The following is a 24,875-nucleotide window of genomic DNA, read 5'->3' as shown; positions in this document are numbered from 1 at the left end:
CCATGACCGACAGCCCCGCCCCACAGCAGACGGAGACCTGCGCGCGCCCGGCAGCCGGGGCCGAACAGGCGCGTATTCTGACCATCATCCTGAACTACAAGACGCCCGAAATGACGCTGGACTGTGCCGCCGCCGCGCTGGAGCAGGTGAACGCGCTGCAAGGTGAGGTGGTGATCATAGACAATGGCTCTGGCGATGGGTCCTATGACAAATTACTGACGGCGGTGCAGGAGCGTGGCTGGCTGGACAGCGGCCGCCTGCGCCTGATCGCCAGCGACCGCAACGGCGGGTTTGGGGCGGGCATGAACATCGGCTTTCGCCTCGGCCTCGCCGATGGCAGCGCGCCTGAGTTTTATTATCTGCTGAACTCGGATGCCTTTGTGCAGCCGGGAGCGATCCGCGCATTGCGGGATTTCTTGCAGGCCACACCAACCGCCGGGCTGGTCGGCTCTTATGTGCGGGGCACCGATGGGACGCCGCATTGCACCGCCTTCCGGTTCCCGACCATTGCGGGGGAATTCGAATCCTCGGTGCGGACCGGCATCGTGACCCGCCTGCTGAAAGATGCCGTGGTGCCCATGGAGATCCCGACCGAGCCAACTCAGCTGGATTGGACCGCTGGTGCCAGCCTGATGATCCGACGCGAGGTGATCGAGGCGGTTGGAGGTTTTGACGAGACCTTCTTTCTCTATTTCGAGGAAACCGAATTGTGCCACCGTGCCGCCCGCGCCGGATGGAGCACGCATTATCTGCCGGAAAGCGAGGTGGCCCATGTGGGATCCGCCTCAACCGGGATGAAGGATTGGCAGCGCACACCGCAATACTGGTTCGACAGCAGGCTGCACTACTTTCTCAGCACCCATGGGCGCGCCTATACGGTCGGAGCCACATTGGCGCTGATCACGGGCAGCCTGCTCTATGGGCTGCGGCGGCTGGTGTCGGACAAACCCGCCTCGGATCCGCCCTATTTTCTGCGGGACCTGATCGTTCATCATAGCCGCGCGATCTTTCTCCGCCGCCAAACCCAGCCTATGGAAACGCGCCAGACCCCGTCTCAACCGGAGGAGCAGAAATGACCCCATTCTCCTGTATCGTGCTTGGCAATGAATCGCTGCTTGTCGCCTGTGCCGACACCTTGATGGCCCGTGGCCACAGCATCGCCGCCGTGGTGACCAAAGACGCCGAAATCCGCCAGTGGGCCGCTGACAAGGGGCTGAGCGTGCTGGAGGATGCGCGCGACTTTGGCGGATCGGTGGACTGGCTGCTGTCGATTGCCAATCTCGAAATCATCCCCGACAGCGTGCTGAGCCGCGCGACCAAGGGCGGCGTCAATTTCCATGATGGACCGTTGCCGCGCTATGCCGGTCTCAATACGCCGAACTGGGCCCTGATCGAAGGGGCGACGGAATACGGTATCACCTGGCATATGATCGAGGGCGGTGTGGATGAGGGCGACATCCTCGCCCAGCGCCTGTTTGAGATTGCCGGGGATGAGACGGCCTATAGTCTAAACGCCAAATGCTACGCCGCGGCGATGGACAGCTTCGGCGATGTGCTGAGCCAGCTGGAAACCGACACGCTGGCGCGGCAGGCGCAGGATTTCAGCACCCGCAAGCTCTATACCCGCGCTGATCGGCCCGAAGCCGGCGCCCTGCTGGACCTGTCGCAGCCCGCGGCTGATGTGCACCGGCTGATCCGCGCGCTTGATTTCAACGGCTATTGGAACCCGCTCTGCGCGGCCAAGCTACATCTGGGCACGGAGGACAGCGCGCCGGTGGTACTGATCGGCTCTGCCGAGGTGGTGCCGGGATCGGCGGCACCGGGCACCGTGCTAGCCATCGACGACACCAGCGTCACGCTGGCCTGCGGCGACGGCGCGCTGCGGCTGCTGGGGTTGCACCATAGCGATGGTCGCCTGATCCGCGCCGGCACCCATGTCCAAATCGGGGATGTGCTGCGGCAGCTGGATGCGGAGACGCGCCGCGATCTGACAGGGCGGCTGGCCGCAACACAGGCAAGCGAAGCCAGATGGCGCGCGGCCCTCGCCGCGCTGCCTGCCACGGATCTGCCGCTTGCCAGACCCGCGGGCGATGCCAGAGTCGATATCACCAGCCACGCGCTGAACCTGCCCGACGGCCATGCCATGACGGAGGCCGATGCGGTGACCACGGCGCTTGCCCTGGCGCTGTGCAGTTCAGGGTCCGGGGCTGCGGGGATCGCGCTTAGCAATGATGCGCTGCAACAGGCGGCGATCACAGGGATGATCTGTGACTGGGTGCCGATGCAATCCAGCCGCGACAGCTACCTGGCAGACCTGCAAACCCGCCTGCGCGAGGATCTCGACAGCATCCGCAACAGCGGCGGATTCGCATCCGATCTGATCGCCCGCGCACCAGAGCTGCGGCAGACCGCAGGCAGCGGCCTTTGCCCCGACATCGGCTGCAATCTGGGGAGCGACCGGCACATTGCGAGATGTGCGGCGACGCTTTGCCTGACGGATGGCAGGCTGACTCTGGAGGCCGATAGCACACGCCTTGATGCGCAGGCCGTCGACCTGCTGATCGCTCGGATCAACATGCTGGTCGCAGCGCGCGACGCAGCGGCCGAGGGGACTTTTGCCGATCTGCCCGTGCTGCCAGAGACCGAACGGCAACAGATGCTGGTGGCCTGGAATGAAACCGCTCTGACCGGGACGCAGGACACCACCATCCCGGCAGAATTTGCAGCCCAGGTGGCGCGGACCCCGGAGGCCACAGCGCTGGTCTACGAAAATCAAAGCCTGACCTACGCGGAGCTATCTGAGGAGGTCGAACAACTGGCGGCGCTGCTGCGCCACCGGGGTGTTGCGCCGGGCAGCCATGTCGGCATCTATCTGGGGCGGAGCCCTGCGCTGGTCATCGCGGCGCTGGCGACCATGGCCGCGGGCGGGGCCTATGTGCCGCTTGATCCGGCCTATCCGGCGGATCGGATCGCGCATTTCATCACCGACAGCGCGGCCAGTGTGATCCTGACCGACAGCCGTCTGCGCGACCAGCTGCCCGGCACCGCATCTGCCGATGTTCTCTGCCTGGATGATCTGCCGGAGACACCCGCAGGCAGCGGTGGGCCGACCACCCAGCCGGGACCGCAGGATCTGGCTTATCTGATCTATACCTCCGGCTCTACCGGCACCCCAAAGGGGGTGATGGTGCGCCATGGCAATGTGGCAAATTTCTTTGCTGCAATGGACCAGCGGGTTCCGCATCAGCCGGGCGATTGCTGGCTGGCAGTGACCAGCCTGTCGTTTGATATCTCCGTGCTTGAGCTGTTCTGGACCCTGTCGCGCGGCTTCAAGCTGGTGCTGTCCAGTGATGAGGCTCGGTTGCAGCTGTCCAATGGCCCCATCGCAACCAGCGACCGGGGCATGGACTTCAACCTGTTCTATTGGGGCAATGACGACGGCCCCGGTCCGCGCAAATATGAACTGCTGCTGGAGGGCGCGAAATTCGCCGATCAGCACGGGTTCAACGCGGTCTGGACACCGGAGCGGCATTTCCACGCCTTTGGCGGCCCCTATCCGAACCCGGCGGTAACCGGCGCGGCGGTGGCTGCGGTGACGAAGAATATCGGGGTGCGCGCGGGCTCCTGCGTGGCGCCGCTGCACCACCCGGCCCGGATTGCCGAGGAATGGTCGGTGATCGACAATCTGACCGGCGGCCGCGCCGGTATTGGCTTTGCCTCGGGCTGGCAGCCGGATGATTTCATCCTGCGCCCCGAAAACACCCCCCCCGCCAACAAGCCTGCGCTGTTTGAGGCGATCGAGACCGTGCGCAAGCTCTGGCGCGGCGAGGAGGTTGCCTTCCCGCGCAAGGATGGCGGCGACCACGCGGTGCTGACCCAGCCGCGCCCGGTGTCAAAGGAACTGCCGGTCTGGGTGACAACGGCCGGCAACCCCGAGACCTGGCGCGAAGCGGGCAGCATCGGGGCCAATGTGCTGACCCATCTGCTGGGCCAGAGCATCGACGAAGTCGCGGGCAAGATCGCCATATACCACGACGCCCTGCGCGCGGCTGGTCATGATCCGCGCGATCACAAGGTCACGTTGATGCTACACAGCTATCTTGCCGATACCCGCGAGGAAGCCCGCGCCACGGCCCGTGAACCGATGAAGGATTACCTGCGCGCAGCGGCCGGTCTGATCAAGCAATACGCCTGGGCCTTCCCCGCGTTCAAGAAACCCGAGGGGGTGAAAAACCCGTTTGAAATGGATCTCGGGATGCTCTCGACAGAGGAGCTGGAGGCCATTCTGGACTTCGCCTTTGAACGGTATTTCGAAGACTCCGGCCTGTTTGGAACCATTGCCGATGCCATGCAGCGGGTCGAACAGCTGAAGCGGATTGGCGTTGATGAAATCGCCTGTCTGATCGACTATGGCATCGCGCCCGAGGTGGTGCTGGAGGGGCTGAAACCCCTTGCGGAGGTGCTGCGTCTTGCCAATGCCCCGCAGGAACTGGCGGCGGAGGATGTCTCGCTGGCGGCACAGATCCTGCGCCATGGCGTCACCCATATGCAATGCACCCCGTCGATGGCGCGGATGATCACCGCGGATGCCGATGCGCGCCCGGTGCTGGGGCGGCTGTCGCACCTGCTGATCGGCGGGGAGGCGCTGCCGGGAGATCTGGTCGCGGATCTGCGCGGGGCGACCAGCGCAGAGATCCACAATATGTACGGACCGACCGAGACGACGATCTGGTCAACCATGCAGACCCTATCCGGCGTGCCCGCCGGGACCGCCCAAATCGGGGCGCCGATTGCCAATACCACTGTTTATGTCGTCAAGGAGGATCTGTCTCCGCAGCCGGTCGGAGTGCCGGGGGAGCTGCTGATCGGCGGCGCAGGCGTCACCGCCGGGTATTGGCAGCGCCCCGAGCTGACTGCGGAACGGTTTATTCCCGATCCCTTTGGTGATGCGGGCGCCGGGGTGACCTCGACCCGTCTGTATCGCACCGGCGATCTGGTCCGCTGGCGCGGCGATGGCCAGCTGGAATTCCTCGGCCGTAGTGACCATCAGGTCAAGATCCGGGGCCAGCGGATCGAGCTGGGCGAAATCGAGGCCGCGCTTGCTGCCATGGACGGGATAACCGGCGCGGTTGTGGTGGCGCGCGACAGCGGGGCAGACACCCGGCTGGTTGCCTATGTCACCGGCGCGCTGCCGCCGGATCAGGCAGCGCTCAAGGCCGCGCTGGCGCAGCAGCTCGCTGCCGTCATGGTGCCAAGCCATATCGAACATCTCGCCGCCTTCCCGCTGACGCCGAACAAGAAGATCGACCGTAAGGCCCTGCCGGACCCGAAACCGGTGCGGATCACTGCTCCCACCTCCGACACCCCGCTCAGCGCCGGAGCACAGAGCAAGATTGCCGAGATCTGGGCCGGGATCCTTGGGGTCAGCGGTATCGGGGCGGAGGACAATTTCTTCACCCTGGGCGGTCATTCCTTGCTGGCCGTGCAGGCCCATCGCGACATTCGCGGCGCTCTGGATGTGCCGAAGCTCTCGATCACGGATATCTTCCGGTTTCCGACGCTGTCGGGGCTGGCCAGCCATATCGACACGCTGACCGGAGCGGCCCCGGCAGAGGACACCGCCGCCCCCGCGGTCGATGCGGCGGCAAAATCCGATATGATGTCGAAACGCCGCGCGATGCGGGCCAACCGCAAGGCCCGCAGCGGATGAGCCTTGCCGATCCGCTCTCACGCAGCGCCCGGCACAAGGCGCTGATCCGCCGGTTGTTTGACGCCTGTGTCGTGGTGGAAACCTGTGATCCGCAGGACGATCCGCCTCCGCCCTTCCCTGAGGAGGCCGCCTGCCTGTCGCCAAATGCCGTGGAGAAGCGGCGGCGCGAGTTTGCGGCGGGCCGCGCTGCCGCGCATCGCGCGATGTCGTCCCTCGGCATGACGCCCAGCGCCATTCCGGTCGGCCCCAAACGGGCGCCGGTCTGGCCGCCTGAGGTTGTCGGCTCGATCAGCCATTGTCACAGCGCCGCCGTCGCCGTTATGGCCCTGCCCCAACAGATGCGCGGGATCGGGGTCGACGTGGAGGAGGACACGCCGCTGGCGGATGACCTGATCCCGCAGATCTGCCGCCCCGCCGAGCGTGACTGGCTCGCACAACAAAACAGCCCCGGCCAGCTCGCCAAAGTGATATTCTCGGCCAAGGAAGCGGCTTATAAATGTCAGTACCGCCTGAGCGAGCGGTTCTTTGGCTTTGACGGGATGGAACTGGAGATGGATTTGGCGCAGGGCACCGATCAGATCAGCGGGACGTTTTGCGCGCGGTTCACGGCGGATCAGCTGCCGTTTCGAAAAGGCGACGCCATTGACGGGCGTTTTGTTATCGGGGAGGGGCTGATCGCGACCGCCGCACAGCTGCCACAGGTACGATGATCGGACGGCGCGGATTTCTCGCCCTCTTGTCGCTGCTGCCACTGCGCGCGCAGGCCAGCCCCTTTGCCCTGCCCTTGTTGAAGGCCCCGACGGGCCCAATGCGGGTGTTCCACCTTGGCCATTCGCTGGTTGGTCGCGATATGCCGCATATGGTGCGGCAGCTGGCACCGGAAGGGCACAGCTACAACAGCCAGCTGGGATCGGGCACCCCGTTGCAGGATCACTGGGAGCCGGATCTGGATATCCTGCATTTCTATCAGGTCAATCACCCTCCGGTCTGGCGGGATGCACGCGAGGCGGTTGGCTCCGGTGAGTATGACGCCGTGATCCTGACGGAGATGGTCGAACTGCGCGACGCGCTGCGCTATTTCAAAGGCGCGCGATACTTTCGCCGCTGGGCTGATCTGGCCCGGGCGGGGTCGGATCGGACGCGGATATACCTCTATGAAACCTGGCACCCGCTGGATACGCCGGATGGCTGGCTGAAGCGGATCGACGGTGATCTGGAACAGCTCTGGCTGGGCGGGCTGGCCGGATCTGACAGCCGCCGCAATCCGAGACGTCCCGCCTATCTGATCCCCGCAGGACAGGTGATGGCCGCCGTCGTGCGCGCCGCCGAGGACGGCCAGATCGACGGGATGACTCATCGCGAGGCGCTTTTTGCCCGCACATCCGAGGGGGCGCTCGACCCGATCCATATCAACGATCTGGGCGCCTATGTTGTGGCGCTGACCCATGTCAGCGTGCTTTATCACAAAAACCCGGTTGGCCTGCCGCATCAGCTGCAACGCGCCGATGGCTCGCCTGCGGATGCTTTCAGCGCCAAAGCCGCGCGGCAGGTGCAGGAGATCGTCTGGCAGGTGGTCACGCGCCACCCCCGCACCGGTGTTTCCCCATGACGCTGGCAGATCTGGTGGCCAGTGTCGTCATGGTCGGGCATTCCCTGTTCGGACCCGACAATCCGGTGATGCTGGACCAGCTCCTGGCCCGGCAACCGGCCGCGACTGCCGGACAGATCGCCGAAGAGGTCAGGGTCGAGGCGCAGATCATCAACGGCGCGCCGCTCAGCTACAATTGGACACATGCCGATCAGGCCGAGGGGATCAATGCCCGCACCCGTCTGGCCGAAGGCGTGGATGCGCTGATCGTGACCGAGGCGATCCCCCTCACCAACCATCTGAAGTGGAGCGATACCGAGGGGGCGCTGACGCAGTTCTACAACCTTGCCCACACCGCCAACCCTGAGGTTGAGGTCTATCTGCAGGAAACCTGGCACAGCCTGAACAGCGGAACCGGGGTTGAGGTGCCTTTTGATCCGGGGGCGACCATGCAATGGCGCGACCGGCTGGCGGCGGATCTGCCGCGCTGGCAAAACGTCGTCGACACGGTCAACAAAAAGACCAGCGGAGAGATCAGGCTGCTCAAGGCCGGTCAGGCGATGGCGCGACTGGATGACGCCATACAGGCAGGTACGGTGCCGGGCCTTGCACGGATCGAAGATGTCTTTGCCGATGATATCCACCCCAATGATCTTGGGTTTTATTTTCTGTCGGCGCTGCAATACGCGGTGCTGACCGGTCAGTCTCCGGTGGGGCTGCCGCACCAGCTGCGCTCCAAATGGGGCGGTCGCTACGAGGCGCCCGCGGCGGACCTGGCGCGACGACTGCAGGAGATTGCCTGGGATGCCGCTCAGGACCGAACACAGCGGGCAGCCCTGCCTGCCGATCCGCCGCCGCTGCCCGACGACCCGATGCTGCCTGCGCTGAACCGAGTGGTTCCGGCCAGCCAGACCAGCGCGCCGCGCGACATCGCCGCAGCGCAGGGGCTGCCCCAGGGCGCCGAGGTGCCGCCTCAGCCGATTGCGATGAACCTGGCCTCGATTGCCGATTGGAGCCCGCAGGCTCCGTTTCTCGACCATTTCAAAACTGCCCGTCCGTGGATTGGTCATCTGGCCGGGCAATGGGGGGGCGCGGATTATGCCGATCTTGCAGCAGCGGGATATCTGGACCCTGATGGCTGGCCGACCGCAATTCCACCGGAGCTTGGCTCGGTCGGGACGCTGATCCTCACCGATTTGCCTGCGGAGGCCGCCAGCCTCGCTGGGCGCTATGTCCTGCTGTTTGACGGCGACGGGATTGTCGAGGTGACGGGGCGGGCCAAGAACATCCGCTACGGCAAGACCGAAATCCGCTTTGACTATACGCCCGGTCCCGGCGCGGTCGAAATCCGCATTCAGCGCAGCGACCGGCAGGGAACCGGTGACTACATCCGCAACATCGCGGTGGTGATGGAAAAACACCTGTCGGACTGGCAGGCCGGCGCCATCTTCAATCCGGATTTCATGGCGCGGATGCGTGGGTTTGCAGCGCTGCGATTCATGGACTGGATGGCCACCAACGACAGCACGCAGGTTGGCTGGGAGGATCGCCCAAGGGTGCAGGACTACAGCTGGGCGGCCAAAGGTGCGCCAGCGGAGGTGCTGGTGGCGCTGGCCAATCAGCTTGGCACCGCGCCCTGGTTCACCCTGCCCCATATGGCCGACGACAGCTATGTCCGTAACTACGCGCGGCTGGTGCGGGAGCAGCTGGACCCCGCGCTGACCGCCTATGTGGAATATTCCAACGAGGTCTGGAACTGGCAATTCGAACAGGCGGTCTGGGCTGATGATCAGGCCCGCGGCCGCTGGGGTGGCCAGGATCTGTGGATGCAATTCTACGGTGGCCGCGCTGCCGAGGTTGCCGCGATCTGGACGGAGGTTTTTGGCGCGGCGGCCGATGACCGGCTGGTGCGCGTTATCTCTACCCAGACCGGGTGGCTGGGGCTGGAGGAACAGGTGCTGACCGCGCCGCTCTGGGTTGCCGAAGATGCCACGCGCCGACCGCCGGCCCGCGCTTTTGACGCCTATGCGGTGACCGGCTATTTCGGCGGCGTTCTCGGCCTGCCGGAACGCGCGCCAATTCTGCGCGCCTGGATTGCCCAGAGCCGCGAGCAGGCTGAGGCCGCCGCCAGGGCCAAGGGTCTCAGCGGAACCGCCGCAGCCGATTTTGTCGAGGCGCATCAATATGATGCCGCCAGCGCATTGGCCGCGGCAGAATTGCAGGACGGGCTGGTTTCCGGCAGTTCAGACGACACGATCAGCGATCTTCTGGGCCGGGTTCTGCCCTATCATGCCAAAGTTGCAGAGGCCAACGGGCTCGACCTGATCATGTATGAGGGCGGCAGCCATGTGGTTGGCTTGGGTCCGATGGTCGATGACGACATGCTGACCGGTTTTTTCAGCCATTTCAATTACACCGAGGAGATGGGCGGCCTGTATCGCAGCCTGTTGCAGGGCTGGCCCGCCTTGGGCGGAAGTCTGTTCACCGCCTATTCGGATGTTTCGACACCCGGAAAATGGGGCAGCTGGGGCAGCCTGCGCTATCTGACCGACGACAACCCGCGCTGGCGCGCTGTGGAGGCGGCGAAATGAAACCGCTGTTGAGCGTGCTGATCCCCGCACATAATGAGGCGGGCTATATCGGGTCGTGTCTGTCGGCGCTGTTTGCCAGTGATCCGCTGCCGGATGGTGCCACCGCCGAGGTCTTGGTGATCGCCAACGGTTGCACTGACACCACGGTCGCGGCGGCGCAGGCGGTGACGGTGCCGCCCGGGTGGGATTGCAGGGTGATTGATCGGCGCGAGGGCGGCAAGATCGGGGCTCTTCAACGGGGAGAAGCGCAGGCCACCGGTGGCATCTTGGTATATCTTGACGCCGATGTGTGTGTCGCCCCACCGCTGATGGCGCAGATATGCCACGCGCTGGATTGCACCGCGCCGCGCTATGCCAGCGGGTCGCCCCGGCTGGCTCCGGCCAAGAGCCTGATCAGCCGCCTTTACGGGCGGTTCTGGGAAACACTGCCCTTTGTCCAGCAGGGGGTGCCGGGGTTTGGCCTCTTTGCGATGAACCGGGCCGGGCGCGGGCGCTGGGAAGACTGGCCGGACATAATCGCCGACGATATCTACGCGCGCCTCAGCTTTGCGCCCCACGAGCGGCTCCGGCTAGAGGCAAGCTACCAATGGCCGCTGATCGAGGGGTTTCGCAATCTGGTGCGCGTGCGCAGACGCCAGAATGCCGGGGTTGCAGAGATTGCCGCGCGGTTCCCCGCACTGCTGGCCAATGAGGACGTCACCCGCCCTGGCCCCGCAGCAATTGGGGCGCGGGCGCTGCGCGACCCGGCGGGATTTATGTCCTATGCGGCTGTTGCCATCGCGGTGAAGTCGCCGCTGTTTCGCGGCCGACAGGAAACCCGCTGGACGCGGGGCCGCTAGGCGGGCCATTGCGCTGGCCTAGCTGGACTGCCCAGCAATCGCCGATCGGAAATGCGCCGCCAGCTTTGCGGCCTCTGTGTCGCTGTCGTGCCGCTCCAGAACCCGGGCGCGCCCGGCCTGCCCCATGGCAACCCGTTTGGCATGGGGCGTCGCTGCCAGATCCCGGATGGCCTGCGCCAGAGCAGCAGGATCACCCGCAGGCACCAGCCAGCCGGTCTCTCCCGGCAGCACCAGTTCAGGCGTACCCGCGATATAGGTGGCAATAACCGGACGTGCGGCTGCCATGGCCTCCATCACCACCATGGGCAGACCTTCGGCAAAGGAGGGCATCACCAGCGCCTGCGCGCGGGCCAGTTCGGCCCTGACATCAGCCTCGGAGAGCCAGCCGGTCAGCGTGACATGATCGCCAAGCCGGTGCTTCGCTATGGCGGCCTCCAGATCGGGGCGCATCTCACCATCGCCGATCAGCGCAAGATGCAGATCGGGATAATCCGCGACCAGACGCTCCATGGCCTCGATCAGCATCATCTGGCCTTTCTGCTCCACAAAGCGACCGATGGCGGCAATCCGCAATGCGCCTTCCGGCAATGGCGCGGGATCTGCAAAACGTGCAGGCTCAATCCCGCAATGCACCACCTTCAACCGCTCCCAGCTGCCAAAGGCCGCCCATCGGCTCAGTTGACTGCGGCCAAAACTGCTGATGGCTACCGCAAATCTGGCGCGGTTCAGTTTCTCCCCCAGGGACAAGGGTTGCGGCGCGTCGAATTCCTCTGGCCCGTGGGTGGTGAAACTATAGCCCGGCCCGCCCAGTTCAGAGGCCAGAAGTGCAACGGTGGTCGCATTGGTGCCGAAATGCGCGTGCAGGTGAGCGATCTCCTGCTGCGCGGCATAATCGGCGACGTAGGCAGCCTCGGCCAGATAGATCAGATGACGCAGACGCCCCACGTGCGACGCCGCCCCCAGGCGCCAGGCCATACAGAGCGCGCCGATCAGACGTCGCGGCGTCCTGCGAGCAGACCGCATCAGCGCCCGGAGCAGACCGATTGCACCCCGGTCGAGGACGTAGATGGTGCGCGCCTGCTCGGCCTGATCGCCGGGATCCACCAGAGGGGCACTGCTGCGCCGCATGGCGATCCGATGGATCACGTGACCCTGGCGCTCCAGCGCCTGTACCTCGCGCCGGATGAAACTATGCGACGGCTGCGGATAGGTATTGAGAATATACGCTATTTTCACGAGGACGATGGCCCATTTTATGCAAGACTTGTCGCAGGCTATCGTCAGTTGTCACACTTGCCCAGCATTGCCGCGATCATGCCGCGGAATTGACGCCTTTTGGGATCAGTATCGCAAGTGTATCGCAAAACCTCGAGGATATTGATGCCGCAGGTCCTGTCGCTTTTCCAAGGAGAACGCCTCGCCGCCCGCGTGTTGCGCTCGGCCTCCTGGCTGATGATCGGCTATGGCGGCAGTCAGGCGCTGCGGTTGGCGGCGAATCTGGTGATGACGCGGCTGCTGTTCCCCGAAGCCTTTGGCCTGATGGCGCTGGTCAGCGTTGTGGTCACCGGGCTGGCGCTGTTTTCCGATATGGGGATCGGTCCGTCCATTGCCCAGAGCAAGCGCGGCGACGATCCGGATTTCCTCGACACGGCCTGGAGCGTGCAGGTGGTGCGTGGCTTTGTCCTGTGGGGGTTGACCCTGCTGTTGGCCTGGCCTGTTTCGCAATTCTATGGCGCAGCGGAATTGCTGTGGTACCTGCCGATTGCCGGTATCGCGCTGGTGCTCAACGGATTTGACCCGATCCGCGTGGAGACGGCCCATCGCCATTTGCTGGTCGGTCGACTAACGGCGCTGGAGCTGATCAGCCAGGCCATTGGCATTGGCGCCATGGTTCTGCTGGCCTGGTGGACGCAATCGGTTCTGGCCTTGGTCCTGGGCAGTGTCCTGCAGGCAGGCGTATTCCTGCTGAGCATGCATCTGGGACTGCCGGGACGGCCCAGCCGGTTTCGATGGGAGCCGACGGCGCTGCGTGAATTGCTGCATTTCGGCAAATGGATTTTCCTGTCGACCGCCTTCTGGTTTCTGACCTCGCAGGGCGATCGGGCCATTCTGGGCAAGTTCGTCCCGCTGGACGTGCTTGGTATCTACAATATCGGATTTTTCCTGGCGAGCTTCCCGATGGCACTCGGCCATGCGGTGAACCAGCGGCTGATGATCCCGGTTTACCGCGACAAGCCTGCCCATGCCGCACCGGAGTACCGGCGCAAACAGCGCCAGCTGCGCGCCGGGCTGAGCATGATGATCCTGTCGATCCTGCTGACGATGGCCTGGCTTGGCCCTTGGCTTGTCGATCTGCTCTATGATGCGCGATATGGCGATGCCGGTCCGATGGTGGTTCTGATCGCGCTTGCCATGGCTCCGGCTGTGATCACCATGACCTATGATCAGGCCGCGTTGGCCGCCGGGGACAGCCGGTCATTCTTTGTTTTTACGGCGGCGCGAGGGATTGCGCAGACGGTGCTGTTTCTGGCCGGGGTGATGCTGTTTGGCCTGACAGGCGGGATCGCCGCGCTGGGGCTGGCGATGGTAATGGCCTATCCGGTGATGATCTGGCTGGCCTGCAAACACCATGTCTGGGATCCGCTGCATGACCTGCTGTTTATGGTTCTGGCTCTGATGGTTGGCCTGTCCGCGATCTGGTGGCACTGGGACAGGCTGACGGCGATGATCGCCGCGGTTGGCTAAGAACCAGGACCGAACGCCTCTTTCAGCCGCTTGCTTCGGCCCCCGGCGGGCGCCGCCTGTTGAAGCCTCTGCGCAGCCGCGCGAGGAAGCCGCGCCGCCGGGGTGCCGTGTCCAGATAGGGGATCGCAACAACCGGTGTCAGGCCCGTTTCCCGCTCCATCTGCGCCACGCTGCGCAGCACCGGGTGCCGCAGCTCAAGCAGGAAGGCGATGCCAAGGGCCAGTCCGATACTGGCAACACCGCCCATCAGTGCCTTTTTCTTGCGCCCGCCTGTTGCCGGATAGTCCGGAAGCGGCGCGGATTCGATGATATTCAAGCGCTCCGACTGGCGCGAGGCTTCCAGACGAAAGCCCACTTCCGCCTCGGTCCGGCGCTGAGAAATCGCATCCAGCTCGCTTTGCAGCTGGCTCATCCTGCGCTCATAGACGCCGAGCTGGCGCTCCACCTCCGGTGTGGTTTCCAGCGATCGCTCAAGCGTCGACCTGCGGTTCAGCAGCAGTTCGCGCTGCGCGTCCAGCGTGGCCAGTTTCTCCTCAAAGACTTCAAGCATGCGACGGGCCGTGGCCTGACGCTGGTTCGATGTGGTCTGATCCGCCTGTCTGCGCAGCTCGATCTGCTCGCGCTCGATCTCCAGCAAGCCGGTATTGAGCGATGAAATCTCCTCGCGGCGCATCTCGATCCCGCCGGGAAGTGCAACGTTATTGGCGTTGCGATAGGCGGTGATCTCATTCTCGAGCTCGGCCACCTCGCCGATGAGCGCGGCTTCCTTGTCGGCAAAAAAGGTCAGGGTTTCCCGGGCCTGTTCGATGCGCGAGCTCTGGCTCAGTTCAATCGTGCGGGTGGCGAATTCACTGGCAACGGCCTGCGCCTGTTCCGGCGTCGGCATCAGCGCCGAGATGGTCAGCACCGAAATCGTGCCGTCATCGGCAAACCCCTCCCTCGCGGCAGCAACCCCGGTCAGCGAGACGGAGTCGCGCAGCAGCGCCACCTTTTCAGAGGGGACAAGGCCTGGCAGTTCCTTGTAGAGACCGTATTTCTCGATGATTTCCAGGACCGAACCACGCGCCATCAGACGCTGCTCGATCAGTTGCAGCCGCCGCGCCGAAGATCCGTCAACGGTGGATTTGGCAAGTTCGTCGGCGATCTTCGGCCGGGTGATCTGCAGGACCGCCGAGCTTTCGTAGAAATGCTGCTGCTTTGCCGCGACCCATAGCGACACCATGGCACCCAGCAGGACAACCCAAAGGATCACCGACGCGCGCCGTCGCAGCATATCCAAAATGTCATCCAGAGTGCGGATCGGTCCCATGTGTCGGCTCGTTTGATGGTTGGTTGCGGTTGGTCGTCGGTTCAGAAACGGCGCGCGCGCCGGGAGGCGGGATCAGGGACCTCGGCGAGGTCCCCGGTCGGATCTATTGGCCAAATTGCAGCAAACCGGCGCCCCGCGCGCGGTTCAGGCTGACGCCCAGCAACTGGGTTTGACCATCAAAGAGTTTTTCACAGGCCGCGAGATGTGCCGCCGTGGTACGGGTGCCGTCGGCAATCAGCAGAACGCCATCGACCTGCGGCAGAAAGGCGGCGGTATCGTCATGTTCCAGAACCGGCGGCAGATCGAACAATGTCACATCCGCGCTCGTGCTTAGCACCATGTCGTCGATCACGCTGGCGCACCGCCCGTCATGCAGGATTTCGGCGGCGTTGCGGTCCGGGGCTGCGGTCAGCCCGACGGCCAGAGACGCGGCGGGGCGGATCAGATGCTCTGCCAGTGTCAGCTCCCCTGATAGAAAGCCCGGCATATCGCCGGCCGGTGGCAGTTTCAGCGCGGAGGCGACACCGGGTCTGCGAAAATTCAGATCCATCAGCACCGTGCGTGTCCCCGGAACCCGCGCCATGCTGAGCGCGAGGTTGACGGCAGAGAACGTGGCCCCGCACCCGGCTGTCGGCGCCGCGACGGCAACCCGCTTCCAGCCCTGTGCCTTCAGACTGTGAAGCAGGCGGGTGCGCAGCAGGTCAAAGGCGTTTGCGGTGGGGGAGTTGCGAAAGAAATTCACCAGCGGCGAGCGCGCCACCTGATGACCGCGAATGTCCAGTGGGACGCGGTGGAGACGCTCCCACATCTCGGGCAGGTTCGCGGGCAGGCGCTGCGGCTTTGGATCCGTATCTGAGATCCCTTCGAGCGGCCTGTTTCTGCTGCTCTCAGGGCGCCGGGCAAAACGTCTGCCTTCATCGGCCTGCGCGCTGCGCGCGGCAGCCGCCATTTCTCGGGCATTTTCACCGCCCTGTTGTGGCGCGTTCGGCGCAGACTGAGGCTGCCCGGTCAGAGCCGTGTCATGCTCTGGGTCCGAGGAGTTGCGCCCCTTGCGGCGGCGAAATCTCTTAAAGCCTTGTTGCGTCATTGCAATGGGGTCGTCCCACTCCAGTTTCTGTCCACAGGTGCCAGGGGCCTCCGCGTCGTTGATCGCATCTTTCATGAAACCCCCTCGCAGTTCTACCACGTTAGGCAAGATGCGCCTATAGTCCGGCCCATCACAGTTAGATGCGATCGGTTAATATCCCGTGCCTCGCAGAACGACACCCACCGTCCGCAGCAAAAGATCGACATCCGTGCGCAGGCTCAGGTCGCCGTGATAGCTGGTATCGGCGCGGGCGCGGGTGGCAAATCCACTCTCATTACGCACCGAGACCTGCCAGAGACCGGTAATCCCGGGTTTGAGATCGAAATAGGCGGTGGCATCGCCATAGAGCGACAGTTGATCGGGCATCATCGGACGCGGGCCAACCAGGCTCATCTCACCGATCAGAACATTCCACAGCTGTGGCAGCTCATCCAGTGACGTGGTGCGCAGGAAGCGGCCGACCGGCGTGATGCGCGGATCTGCCTTCAGCTTCTGCGTCTCGTCCCATTCGCGCCGCATGGCCGGATTGCTGGCGAGATAACGCTCCAGCAGCTTGTCGGCATCGCGCACCATGGTGCGCAGTTTCAGGATCGAGAATACCCGCCCGCGCTGGCCAAGGCGATCCTGCGTGTAGAAGGGATTGCCCCCTTCCAGCCAAAGCGCAAGCGCGGCCATCAGGATCAAGGGCAGACTGATCGGCAGTGTGAGCAGAACCAGCGTGATATCGAGCATACGTTTGCCGAAAACGGCATAACCCTGACGAGACATTTTCGAGGACTGGGCCTGAACGTCGTCGCGCAGTCCGGTCAGGTGACTGTCGAGCGCCCGGCGCGGCGAAGATGATCGCGCCGAAATCTCTGCATTCATATTGGCAACGGACTTGGCGACAGACACAAAACGCGCTTCCCTGACCAATGCCACAGGATAGCCGTTTCCGACCAACGGCCAGCGCGACCATGTCGCCCGACCGACCGCAACACCAGACGGGCGAGCAGCCCCCTCTTGCACGAAATCCTTCATTTCCAACCCCAATCTAGGACCGCCCCCGCGATCCTCACCCGTGCGCTGAAACAACAGCGACATTGCCCCGCCAAAGCGGGCGTACTCGCACCAATCTGAGTATCCCGGCACGACAGCGCCCCGGGTCCCAAGTCCAATAAGATCGATGGTTCTTCTCCAGCCGCACCCCCATGAGGCTGGCACCTTCGTCCCAATCAGGCGGCCCGTTCAGGTCGCCCTCCGAACCGCAATTGCGGCCATTTCTTAATAAAGCAATTTTACGCAAATCTCAGTAAAATCGGAGATAGGGCAGTATTCGCTCAATTTTCAGTAAATCAGGGCGCCAACTGAGAAACAATTCCTCTAAAGGATAGGAACTATCTCCGCAGCCTACCCAAAAGTATAAGGAATCAACCAAGACTCATGGCTAAATTCGAGTCCACGCCCGGCTTATCCAATAAGGAATGTTAACCTTCTTCATCGGGCGGCTGGATCCGTTAACCATTTCCCCGCCATTGCCGAAACAAAAATAGCGCCAATCCGGGCCCGATTGTCGCCTGAAGCCAAATGGCGCCAAATCCGGGGCTGACGTTGATCATTGACCCGGAACTTGGCAAGGAGGGGCTTGGTGCCGGAAACCGCCGTCACCGCATTCCCGTTTCGGGATCCGGGCAAAAGGACATCAACATGTGCGCTGCATCTTCTGAGCCATTCTCTGCATCAACCGCCGGGGCCGCCCCGATGAAATCTGCCAACTGGGTGGCTGCGGATCACGCAGACGGTCGCTTGATGGTCTGGCTGATGAACGAAGGGGACGCAGTGCAACATGTCTCCGCCAGCACAGGCGCCGATTTGATGGCGGATCTGGCCGGGCTGGTTGGCACGCTGCATGGCTGCGCCCCGGAGACGCCGATCCTGCTCAATGATGACAGCCTGCGGGGCGGCACGACGGGCACGATCGCGGTGCCTGCCAAGGTCACGGAGCTGCCGATGGGAGAGGCGATGCTGGGGACGCACCCGCTGCGGCTGCTTGGCGGGCTGTCACAAAGCGCTCCGGTTGGAGTGATGCGCGGTGCCGTCAATCGCATTGCGGGGTTCCTCAGCCTCAACCCCGACTGGGACGGCGTGATCTGCATTGCTGGGGTGACGACCCATTGGGCACTGATCAGCGCAGAGGAAGTGGTCAGTTTTCAGAGCTTTCTGACACCCGGACTGTGGCGCAGCCTGGCGCCGGGATTGGGCATTGAGGGGGGCGCAGAATTTCAGAGTGCCGAGCGCACCGCTCTGACAGCGGCGATGGAAACCATCCAGTCCAAACCTGAAGCCCTGGCCGCGCGTTTGGCCGAGCTTCAGGTTCTGCGGGACGGATCAGACAGCGAAACCTCTGCGCGTCTTTGGGGGCTGCTCCTTGGTGCAGAGCTGTCGGCGGCGCGCCCCTATTGGTTAGGGCAGAATGTTGCCCTGATCGCAGCTGCGCCGCTGGATGTGCCCTATTGTCTTGCGCTCAATCACCAGGGCGTGCCGGTTACCCGTACCGACGCCGATCGCATGGCTCTGGCCGGTCTGGTCCGGGCCTGGCGGGGCATCACATCCTAGGATCTGCCAGAGCGCCTATGGCAGCGGATTGGTCTGGAACAGCCGGATCTTCAAACCGCCATGGGCCACCGGCGGACCAAAGGGTTTGAAGGGCAAATTCGTCGCCTTGGCCAAGGAGGTCTCGCTGGTAACGATGCCGACGCGCCAACCACTGAAACGGACCATCAGCGTTTCCCCAAGCGCCGCATAGAGCGCATAGAGCAGCTTCTTGTTGCCGATCCGCGCGCCATAAGGCGGGTTCACGATCACCAGACCCGGTTTGCCCTCCGGACCCAGATCCGGTGGCGTCAGGTCGCTGACCGCCTGCTGAACAATGGTCACCAGATCGCCGACCCCTGCCCGTTCGGCATTGGCGGTGGCCATGTCAACCGCGCCATCATTGCGGTCGGATCCGTAGCAGCGTGCGCTGGTCTGGCGCGGGTTCTGCTCAGCACGCAGGGCCTGCCAAGCATCGGGATCAAAGCTGGCCATCTGTTCAAACGCAAAACTGCGGCTGCGGCCGGGAAACAGCCCTCTGGCGATCTCGGCCGCCTCGATCACAAAGGTGCCGGAGCCGCACATCGGATCCACCACGGGCTCCTGCCCGTCATACCCGCAGTCCCGCAGGAACAGAGCGGCGAGGTTCTCGCGCATCGGCGCCTTGCCCACGGCTGTCTTGTGACCGCGCTTGTGCAGCCCCTCGCCGGAGGTATCGACGCTGAAGGTGCAGAGATTATCCTCGATCCGCAGTTTCACCGTGATGGGGGCATCGGCGCTGATCTCGGCGCCAAGCTCCTCTGTGATCGCACGTTCGATACGCTGGGTGGCCGCACCTGCGTGGTAGATCTTGGATTTCTTGTTGGTTGTGGTCTCCACGCGGACCGGGACATCCGCGCGCAGCACATCCGACCAGGGAAATTTGCGGGCGCGCTTGTCGAGCTGCGCGAGGTGAAACGCACGGAAAGAACCGATACGGGCCAGCACGCGCGCGGCGCCGCGCAATTGCAGATTGGCGCGCCAGACATCGGGCCAGCCGCCTTCAAAAGTGACGCCACCGGGTACCGTTTTGGCACCGGCAAAGCCAGCCTCCGTCGCTTCGCGCTGCAGGGTCTGCTCCATCCCCGGAGGGGCGGTCAGGAAGATCTCGAATGTATCACATGTATCCATGACCTCTCCTTAGCGGCAAAACCCCCTGTCAGCGACGGCAAATTTCGCCATTCGGCGCGGCGGCAATGGCCGCTACCGTTGCCGTGCACGCAAGTGCGGATCGCGCACTGTGGGATTCCCGCGACGATTGCCGCGATGCAGCACCGCAGAGCCCATCCGCACGGTCAGATCACTCGCCTCAAGGTGGATTTACTTATCTTTAAAATTCAGCGCCTTACGATAAACTAAAAAATTAGTTTGACAAGATAGACTGCGGTATGGAACCTGTTTGTCAGCCGGGTGCCACGGGGCATCTTTGGCCACAATAAATCACTAGGGAGGAGAAAGATGCGGAAGTATCTTTTGTCCGCAGCCGCGGTTATTGCCGTGGTCGCGGGACAGGCAGCCTATGCCGATGAGGCCGCTGCCAAGAAATGGATCGACGAAGAGTTCCAGCCCTCGGTTCTGACCAAGGATGAACAGCTCTCGGAGATGCAATGGTTCATCAAGGCGTCCGAGCCGTTCAAGGGCATGGAAATCAACGTCCTGTCCGAAGGCATTCCGACGCATAGCTACGAATCCGAGGTGCTGACCAAAGCGTTCGAGGAAATCACCGGCATCAAGGTGAATCACCAGATCCTCGGCGAGGGTGAAGTGGTTCAGGCCGTGCAGACGCAAATGCAGACCAAGCGGAACCTGTATGACGCCTATGTCAACGATTCCGACCTGATCGGCACCCACTCGCGCCTGCAACTGGCCTATAACCTGACCGACATGATGGAAGGCGACTTCTTCGACGTCACCAACCCCGGTCTGGATCTCGGCGATTTCATGGGCACCCAGTTCACCACGGGTCCAGATGGCGATCTCTACCAGCTGCCCGATCAGCAGTTTGCGAACCTCTACTGGTTCCGCAAGGACTGGTTTGACCGCGAAGACCTGCAGGCCGCGTTCAAAGAGAAATACGGCTATGATCTGGGCGTTCCGGTCAACTGGTCCGCATATGAAGACATCGCCGAATTCTTCAGCGAAGACGTCAAGGAAATCGACGGGACCACAATCTTTGGTCACATGGACTACGGCAAGCGCGCGCCTGACCTTGGCTGGCGGATGACCGACGCCTGGCTGTCGATGGCCGGTGCCGGTTCGAAAGGTGAGCCGAACGGTGTGCCGATCGACGAATGGGGCATCCGCATGGAAGCGGATTCCTGCAACCCTGCCGGTGCAAGCGTGACCCGCGGTGGTGCTGCCAATGGTCCGGCTGCGGTCTATGCGATCCGCAAGTGGGACGAATGGCTGCGCAAATACGCCCCTCCGGGTGCTGCATCCTATGACTTCTACCAGTCGCTGCCCGCTCTGGCACAGGGCAACGTAGCCCAGCAGATCTTCTGGTACACCGCCTTCACCGCCGATATGGTGAAGCCGAAGTCCGAAGGCAACAACACTGTTGACGACGAGGGCAACCCGCTGTGGCGGATGGCGCCCAGCCCGCATGGTCCCTACTGGGAAGAAGGCCAGAAGGTTGGCTATCAGGACGTGGGTTCCTGGACCTTCCTGAAATCCACCCCGGTTGATCGCGCCAAGGCGGCCTGGCTCTATGCTCAGTTTGTTGTGTCCAAGACCGTTGACGTGAAAAAATCCCACGTTGGTCTGACCTTCATCCGTGACTCTTCCGTGAACCACGAGAGCTTCACCGAGCGTGCGCCCAAGCTGGGTGGTCTGGTCGAATTCTACCGTTCGCCCGACCGCGTTGCATGGTCCCCGACCGGCGTGAACGTGCCTGACTATCCGAAGCTGGCCCAGATCTGGTGGCAGCAGATCGGTGACGTGAACTCCGGCGCCTTCACCCCGCAGGAAGCCATGGACCGTCTGGCCGAGGAAATGGACATCACCATGGCCCGTATGCAGCGTGCAGACGAGCAGGCGAATGTCTATGGCGGCTGCGGCCCGCGTCTGAACGAAGAGAAAGACGCCGAGTGGTGGTATGCCAATGGCGGCGCCAAGCCGAAACTGGAGAATGAGAAGCCGCAGGGCCAGACCGTCAACTATGACGAGCTGGTTGCCCGCTGGGCATCTGAGTAACCCCTCCTCCCCGTGGGGAGCGCGCGGACCTATCCGCTGCGCTCCCCGCTTTCGCCCCGGAGCGTGGCTGGCCCTCTCCGGGGCAATTTTTTCCCAAAATTAGATCGCGCATGCCGCGCGCAACAGGCCGTCCGCCGGAAAGTCAAAGCAAGATGGCACTCGAACTCAGAAACGTGACCAAACGCGTCGGCGCCCAGCTGCATATCAAGGAAACCTCCCTTGTGCTGGAGCCAGGTCACTTCAACGTCCTTCTGGGCGCCACCGGGTCAGGCAAGACCTCTCTTATCAAGATGATGGCGGGTCTTGACCCGATTGCCAGCGGACAGGTGCTGATGGATGGTCAGGATGTGACCTCGCTCAGCACTCAGAAGCGCAATATCAGCCTGGTGCACCAGTTTTTCATCAACTACCCCCATATGACCGTCTACGAGAACATCGCCTCGCCGCTGAAGGTGGCTGGTATGGCGAAGTCCGAGATCGAAGGCCGCGTCGAAGAAGCCGCAGACATCCTGCAGCTGCGCCCGATGCTGCACCGTCGCCCGCATGAGCTGTCCGGTGGTCAGCAGCAGCGAACCGCGCTGGCCCGCGCAATTGCCAAGGAAAGCCGTGCGGTGTTCCTGGATGAGCCGCTGGCGAACCTCGACTACAAGCTGCGCGAAGAGCTGCGCGATCAGCTGCCCGAGCTGTTTGCTGGTCGTGGCGCCGTTGTGGTCTATGCAACCTCCGAACCGGAAGAGGCGCTGCTGCTGGGTGGGAAGACCGCGCTGATGCAGGATGGCCGCGTCACCCAGTTCGGTACCACTGCCGATATCTATCGCAACCCCGATAATGTCGCAGCGGCGCGCGTATTCTCCGATCCGCCGATCAACACCGCCCCAATCGTGAAGCAGGGCAGCACAGCGCGCCTGGGCAATGACGTCAGCTGGTCGCTGACCGGCGCGGCGGCAGATCTGGCAGATGGCCCCTACACCATCGCGATCCGCCCCTACCACGTTCTGCCGATCGCCAGCCCTGCGACCACGGTGCAGCTGTCGGGCCGGGTGCAGGTGACGGAGCTGTCCGGCTCTGAAAGCAGTGCCCATTTCGACATGGGCTTGGATGCAGATCACGGCAGCTGGGTCTCCCTTGCTGCGGGGGTTCACCCCTATGAGGTCGGCGAACTGCATGATTTTTATATGGATCCCTCGGCGGCATATGTCTTTGCCCCTGATGGCTCCCGCGTGGCGTGAGGCGCAAATGGCAAAAATTACACTCTCAAAACTGCGGCACAGCTATGTGCCGACCCCCTCAAGCGAATCCGACTACGCCCTGAAGGAAATCGACCTCGACTGGACCGATGGCGGTGCCTACGCCCTGCTTGGTCCTTCGGGTTGCGGCAAATCCACGCTGCTGAACATCATATCCGGCCTGTTGGTGCCCTCCGAAGGGCAGATCCTCTTTGACGGCAAGGATGTCACCAAACTGCCCCCAGATCAGCGCAACATTGCGCAGGTGTTCCAGTTTCCGGTGATCTACGACACCATGACCGTTTACGACAACCTCGCCTTTCCGCTGCGCAACCGCGGCCGTGACGAGGCAACGGTCAAAGAGCGCGTGATGGCCATTGCCGAGATGCTGGAAGTGACTGATCTACTCAACACCCGCGCCGCAGGGTTGAGCCCGGACAACAAGCAGAAGATCTCCATGGGCCGGGGTCTGGTGCGCGAGGATGTGAACGTCGTGATGTTCGACGAGCCGCTCACCGTGATCGACCCGCATCTGAAGTGGAAACTGCGTTCGAAGCTGAAAGAACTGCATCAGCGCGTGAAGGCCACGATGATCTATGTGACCCATGACCAGACAGAGGCGCTGACCTTTGCCGATCAGGTGGTGGTGATGCAGGATGGTCTGGTGGTACAGATCGGCACCCCGGTTGAGCTGTTCGAACGCCCCGCACATACGTTTGTTGGCCATTTCATCGGCTCACCTGGCATGAACGTGCTGCCTTGCGACCTGCGCGCAGGCCAGCCCTATATCGGCACCCAGCCGATTGCACTGGAAGGCCCGATTTTGGGTGACGCCAAAGGCAAGACCGAGGTCGGCATCCGGCCCGAGTTTGTCACGCTCGCCGCGAACGGCCTGCCTGCAACTGTGACCAAGGTTTCGGATGTCGGGCGGCACACCGTTGTCGAATGTGAAGCTGAAGGCCAGCGGATCAATGCCGTGATCGAAGGTGCAGGCCCCGCCAAGGGCGAGGCGGTCCACCTGTCCTTCCGTCAGGACCAGACCCGGCTTTATGTCGATGGCTGGATCGCGACAGAAGCTGCCCAATCTGCCACCGCGACCGAGGAGCAGGCATAATGAAAACCGAAAACCAAAAGGCGTGGTTCTTTGTCCTGCCTGTCCTTCTGCTCGTTGCCTTCAACGCGCTGATCCCGATGATGACCGTCGTCAACTACTCCGTTCAGGAGACATTCGGCGACAACGTGTTCTTCTGGCAGGGGCTCGACTGGTTCCAGCAGATCCTGCGCTCTGACCGGTTCCATGCCGCGCTGGGACGCCAGTTCCTGTTCACCTTCCTGATCCTGATCATCGAGGTGCCGCTGGGCATCGCAATTGCGCTGTCGATGCCGCGCAAAGGGTTCTGGGTGCCGGTCTGTCTGGTGACCATGGCGCTGCCGATGCTGATCCCGTGGAATGTGGTCGGCGCGATGTGGAACATCTTCACCCTGCCGGATATCGGCCTCCTGGGGTATTTCCTGAACCACGTGCTGGGCATCAACTATGATATGACACAGGACCCGATTGCGGCCTGGGTGACCATCGTGACCATGGATGTCTGGCACTGGACCTCGCTGGTGGTACTGCTGAGCTATGCCGGTCTCGTGTCGATCCCCGACGCCTATTATCAGGCGGCCAAGATCGACGGCGCCTCCAACTGGGCCGTGTTCCGGTTCATCCAGCTGCCGAAGATGAAGACGGTGCTGACCATCGCGATCCTGTTGCGGTTCATGGACAGCTTCAACATCTACACCGAGCCGTTTGTTCTGACCGGCGGCGGACCCGGCAATTCCACCACGCTGTTGTCGATCGACCTAGTGAAGATCGCCCTTGGTCAGTTCGACCTAGGCCCGGCTGCCGCCATGTCGCTCATCTATTTCGCAATCACACTTCTGGTCAGCTGGCTGTTTTACACGCTGATGACCAAAGACGACCAGAATTGAG

17 protein-coding genes are annotated in these 24,875 nt (G+C 63.0%); 12 read left to right on the top strand and 5 right to left on the bottom strand.

The window, feature by feature from the left end:
- Positions 1-2 precede the first annotated feature (2 nt).
- The 6 genes from WLQ66_RS01550 to WLQ66_RS01525 are packed head-to-tail and all read left to right on the top strand — an operon-like array spanning position 3 to position 10,728.
- Positions 3-1,076 (top strand): glycosyltransferase family 2 protein, encoded by a 1,074-nt coding sequence (locus tag WLQ66_RS01550; RefSeq protein ID WP_374015631.1) that lies wholly within the window; start codon positions 3-5, stop codon positions 1,074-1,076.
- The gene (locus WLQ66_RS01545; RefSeq protein ID WP_340544532.1) at positions 1,073-5,710 is read left to right on the top strand and encodes a MupA/Atu3671 family FMN-dependent luciferase-like monooxygenase; all 4,638 of its coding nucleotides are present in this window, start codon (positions 1,073-1,075) and stop codon (positions 5,708-5,710) included. The genes WLQ66_RS01550 and WLQ66_RS01545 overlap by 4 nt, the downstream gene beginning before the upstream one ends.
- Positions 5,707-6,420: a 4'-phosphopantetheinyl transferase family protein gene (locus WLQ66_RS01540; RefSeq protein ID WP_340544530.1), complete on the top strand. Its 714-nt coding sequence runs from the start codon at positions 5,707-5,709 to the stop codon at positions 6,418-6,420. The genes WLQ66_RS01545 and WLQ66_RS01540 overlap by 4 nt, the downstream gene beginning before the upstream one ends.
- Positions 6,417-7,319 (top strand): hypothetical protein, encoded by a 903-nt coding sequence (locus WLQ66_RS01535; protein ID WP_340544528.1) that lies wholly within the window; start codon positions 6,417-6,419, stop codon positions 7,317-7,319. The genes WLQ66_RS01540 and WLQ66_RS01535 overlap by 4 nt, the downstream gene beginning before the upstream one ends.
- The gene (locus WLQ66_RS01530) at positions 7,316-9,889 is read left to right on the top strand and encodes a hypothetical protein (RefSeq protein WP_340544526.1); all 2,574 of its coding nucleotides are present in this window, start codon (positions 7,316-7,318) and stop codon (positions 9,887-9,889) included. The genes WLQ66_RS01535 and WLQ66_RS01530 overlap by 4 nt, the downstream gene beginning before the upstream one ends.
- Positions 9,886-10,728, top strand: a complete 843-nt coding sequence (locus tag WLQ66_RS01525) for a glycosyltransferase family 2 protein (protein ID WP_340544525.1) — start codon at positions 9,886-9,888, stop codon at positions 10,726-10,728. The genes WLQ66_RS01530 and WLQ66_RS01525 overlap by 4 nt, the downstream gene beginning before the upstream one ends.
- Before the next feature lie 18 nt (positions 10,729-10,746).
- Here the strand turns inward: WLQ66_RS01525 and WLQ66_RS01520 are convergent, their stop codons facing one another.
- Positions 10,747-11,964 carry a glycosyltransferase gene (locus WLQ66_RS01520; RefSeq protein ID WP_340544523.1) on the bottom strand — a complete coding sequence of 406 codons (1,218 nt, stop codon included), beginning with the start codon at positions 11,962-11,964 and terminating at the stop codon, positions 10,747-10,749.
- 144 nt (positions 11,965-12,108) lie between these two features.
- Between WLQ66_RS01520 and WLQ66_RS01515 the strand changes: the two genes are divergently transcribed.
- Positions 12,109-13,473 carry an oligosaccharide flippase family protein gene (locus tag WLQ66_RS01515; RefSeq protein ID WP_340544521.1) on the top strand — a complete coding sequence of 455 codons (1,365 nt, stop codon included), beginning with the start codon at positions 12,109-12,111 and terminating at the stop codon, positions 13,471-13,473.
- A gap of 22 nt (positions 13,474-13,495) precedes the next feature.
- On the opposite strand, the gene WLQ66_RS01510 is transcribed toward WLQ66_RS01515, so the two are convergent.
- The 3 genes from WLQ66_RS01510 to WLQ66_RS01500 all read right to left on the bottom strand — a co-directional run bounded on the left by WLQ66_RS01510 (position 13,496) and on the right by WLQ66_RS01500 (position 16,736).
- The gene (locus tag WLQ66_RS01510) at positions 13,496-14,782 is read right to left on the bottom strand and encodes a GumC domain-containing protein (RefSeq protein WP_340544519.1); all 1,287 of its coding nucleotides are present in this window, start codon (positions 14,780-14,782) and stop codon (positions 13,496-13,498) included.
- A 103-nt stretch (positions 14,783-14,885) separates the two neighbouring features.
- Positions 14,886-15,944, bottom strand: coding sequence for a CpsD/CapB family tyrosine-protein kinase (locus WLQ66_RS01505; RefSeq protein WP_340544517.1), 1,059 nt, complete (start codon positions 15,942-15,944; stop codon positions 14,886-14,888).
- A 75-nt stretch (positions 15,945-16,019) separates the two neighbouring features.
- Positions 16,020-16,736 carry a sugar transferase gene (locus WLQ66_RS01500; RefSeq protein ID WP_340546278.1) on the bottom strand — a complete coding sequence of 239 codons (717 nt, stop codon included), beginning with the start codon at positions 16,734-16,736 and terminating at the stop codon, positions 16,020-16,022.
- An 873-nt stretch (positions 16,737-17,609) separates the two neighbouring features.
- Between WLQ66_RS01500 and WLQ66_RS01495 the strand changes: the two genes are divergently transcribed.
- Positions 17,610-18,464 (top strand): 2-dehydro-3-deoxygalactonokinase, encoded by an 855-nt coding sequence (locus WLQ66_RS01495; RefSeq protein WP_340544515.1) that lies wholly within the window; start codon positions 17,610-17,612, stop codon positions 18,462-18,464.
- A gap of 15 nt (positions 18,465-18,479) precedes the next feature.
- Here WLQ66_RS01495 and WLQ66_RS01490 read toward each other — a convergent pair whose 3' ends face one another.
- Positions 18,480-19,610, bottom strand: coding sequence for a THUMP domain-containing class I SAM-dependent RNA methyltransferase (locus tag WLQ66_RS01490; protein WP_340544513.1), 1,131 nt, complete (start codon positions 19,608-19,610; stop codon positions 18,480-18,482).
- 327 nt (positions 19,611-19,937) lie between these two features.
- Between WLQ66_RS01490 and WLQ66_RS01485 the strand changes: the two genes are divergently transcribed.
- From WLQ66_RS01485 to WLQ66_RS01470, 4 genes are all read left to right on the top strand, one after another.
- A complete protein-coding gene (locus tag WLQ66_RS01485) occupies positions 19,938-21,671 on the top strand; it encodes an ABC transporter substrate-binding protein (RefSeq protein ID WP_340544511.1) in 1,734 nt (577 codons plus the stop codon).
- A 152-nt stretch (positions 21,672-21,823) separates the two neighbouring features.
- Complete coding sequence (locus tag WLQ66_RS01480) at positions 21,824-22,900, top strand: ABC transporter ATP-binding protein (RefSeq protein ID WP_340544508.1); 1,077 nt, start codon at positions 21,824-21,826, stop codon at positions 22,898-22,900.
- A 7-nt stretch (positions 22,901-22,907) separates the two neighbouring features.
- Positions 22,908-24,011: an ABC transporter ATP-binding protein gene (locus WLQ66_RS01475; RefSeq protein ID WP_340544505.1), complete on the top strand. Its 1,104-nt coding sequence runs from the start codon at positions 22,908-22,910 to the stop codon at positions 24,009-24,011.
- Positions 24,011-24,874: a carbohydrate ABC transporter permease gene (locus WLQ66_RS01470; protein WP_340544503.1), complete on the top strand. Its 864-nt coding sequence runs from the start codon at positions 24,011-24,013 to the stop codon at positions 24,872-24,874. The genes WLQ66_RS01475 and WLQ66_RS01470 overlap by 1 nt, the downstream gene beginning before the upstream one ends.
- Position 24,875: the final 1 nt, after the last annotated feature.

Origin of the sequence: Phaeobacter sp. A36a-5a (assembly GCF_037911135.1) — a bacterium.
GTDB lineage: Bacteria > Pseudomonadota > Alphaproteobacteria > Rhodobacterales > Rhodobacteraceae > Phaeobacter > Phaeobacter bryozoorum.
Note: the sequence above shows the minus strand (reverse complement) of the source record. Positions and strands in the feature narration are given on the sequence as shown.

Excerpts from the sequence above, each read along its gene's own strand:
- WLQ66_RS01550 (WP_374015631.1), top strand. The coding sequence starts at position 3 with ATGACCGACAGCCCCGCCCCACAGCAGACGGAGACCTGCGCGCGCCCG.
- WLQ66_RS01545 (WP_340544532.1), top strand. The coding sequence starts at position 1,073 with ATGACCCCATTCTCCTGTATCGTGCTTGGCAATGAATCGCTGCTTGTC.
- WLQ66_RS01540 (WP_340544530.1), top strand. The coding sequence starts at position 5,707 with ATGAGCCTTGCCGATCCGCTCTCACGCAGCGCCCGGCACAAGGCGCTG.
- WLQ66_RS01535 (WP_340544528.1), top strand. The coding sequence starts at position 6,417 with ATGATCGGACGGCGCGGATTTCTCGCCCTCTTGTCGCTGCTGCCACTG.
- WLQ66_RS01530 (WP_340544526.1), top strand. The coding sequence starts at position 7,316 with ATGACGCTGGCAGATCTGGTGGCCAGTGTCGTCATGGTCGGGCATTCC.
- WLQ66_RS01525 (WP_340544525.1), top strand. The coding sequence starts at position 9,886 with ATGAAACCGCTGTTGAGCGTGCTGATCCCCGCACATAATGAGGCGGGC.
- WLQ66_RS01515 (WP_340544521.1), top strand. The coding sequence starts at position 12,109 with ATGCCGCAGGTCCTGTCGCTTTTCCAAGGAGAACGCCTCGCCGCCCGC.
- WLQ66_RS01510 (WP_340544519.1), bottom strand. The coding sequence starts at position 14,782 with ATGGGACCGATCCGCACTCTGGATGACATTTTGGATATGCTGCGACGG.
- WLQ66_RS01505 (WP_340544517.1), bottom strand. The coding sequence starts at position 15,944 with ATGAAAGATGCGATCAACGACGCGGAGGCCCCTGGCACCTGTGGACAG.
- WLQ66_RS01500 (WP_340546278.1), bottom strand. The coding sequence starts at position 16,736 with ATGAATGCAGAGATTTCGGCGCGATCATCTTCGCCGCGCCGGGCGCTC.
- WLQ66_RS01495 (WP_340544515.1), top strand. The coding sequence starts at position 17,610 with ATGAAATCTGCCAACTGGGTGGCTGCGGATCACGCAGACGGTCGCTTG.
- WLQ66_RS01490 (WP_340544513.1), bottom strand. The coding sequence starts at position 19,610 with ATGGATACATGTGATACATTCGAGATCTTCCTGACCGCCCCTCCGGGG.
- WLQ66_RS01485 (WP_340544511.1), top strand. The coding sequence starts at position 19,938 with ATGCGGAAGTATCTTTTGTCCGCAGCCGCGGTTATTGCCGTGGTCGCG.
- WLQ66_RS01480 (WP_340544508.1), top strand. The coding sequence starts at position 21,824 with ATGGCACTCGAACTCAGAAACGTGACCAAACGCGTCGGCGCCCAGCTG.
- WLQ66_RS01475 (WP_340544505.1), top strand. The coding sequence starts at position 22,908 with ATGGCAAAAATTACACTCTCAAAACTGCGGCACAGCTATGTGCCGACC.
- WLQ66_RS01470 (WP_340544503.1), top strand. The coding sequence starts at position 24,011 with ATGAAAACCGAAAACCAAAAGGCGTGGTTCTTTGTCCTGCCTGTCCTT.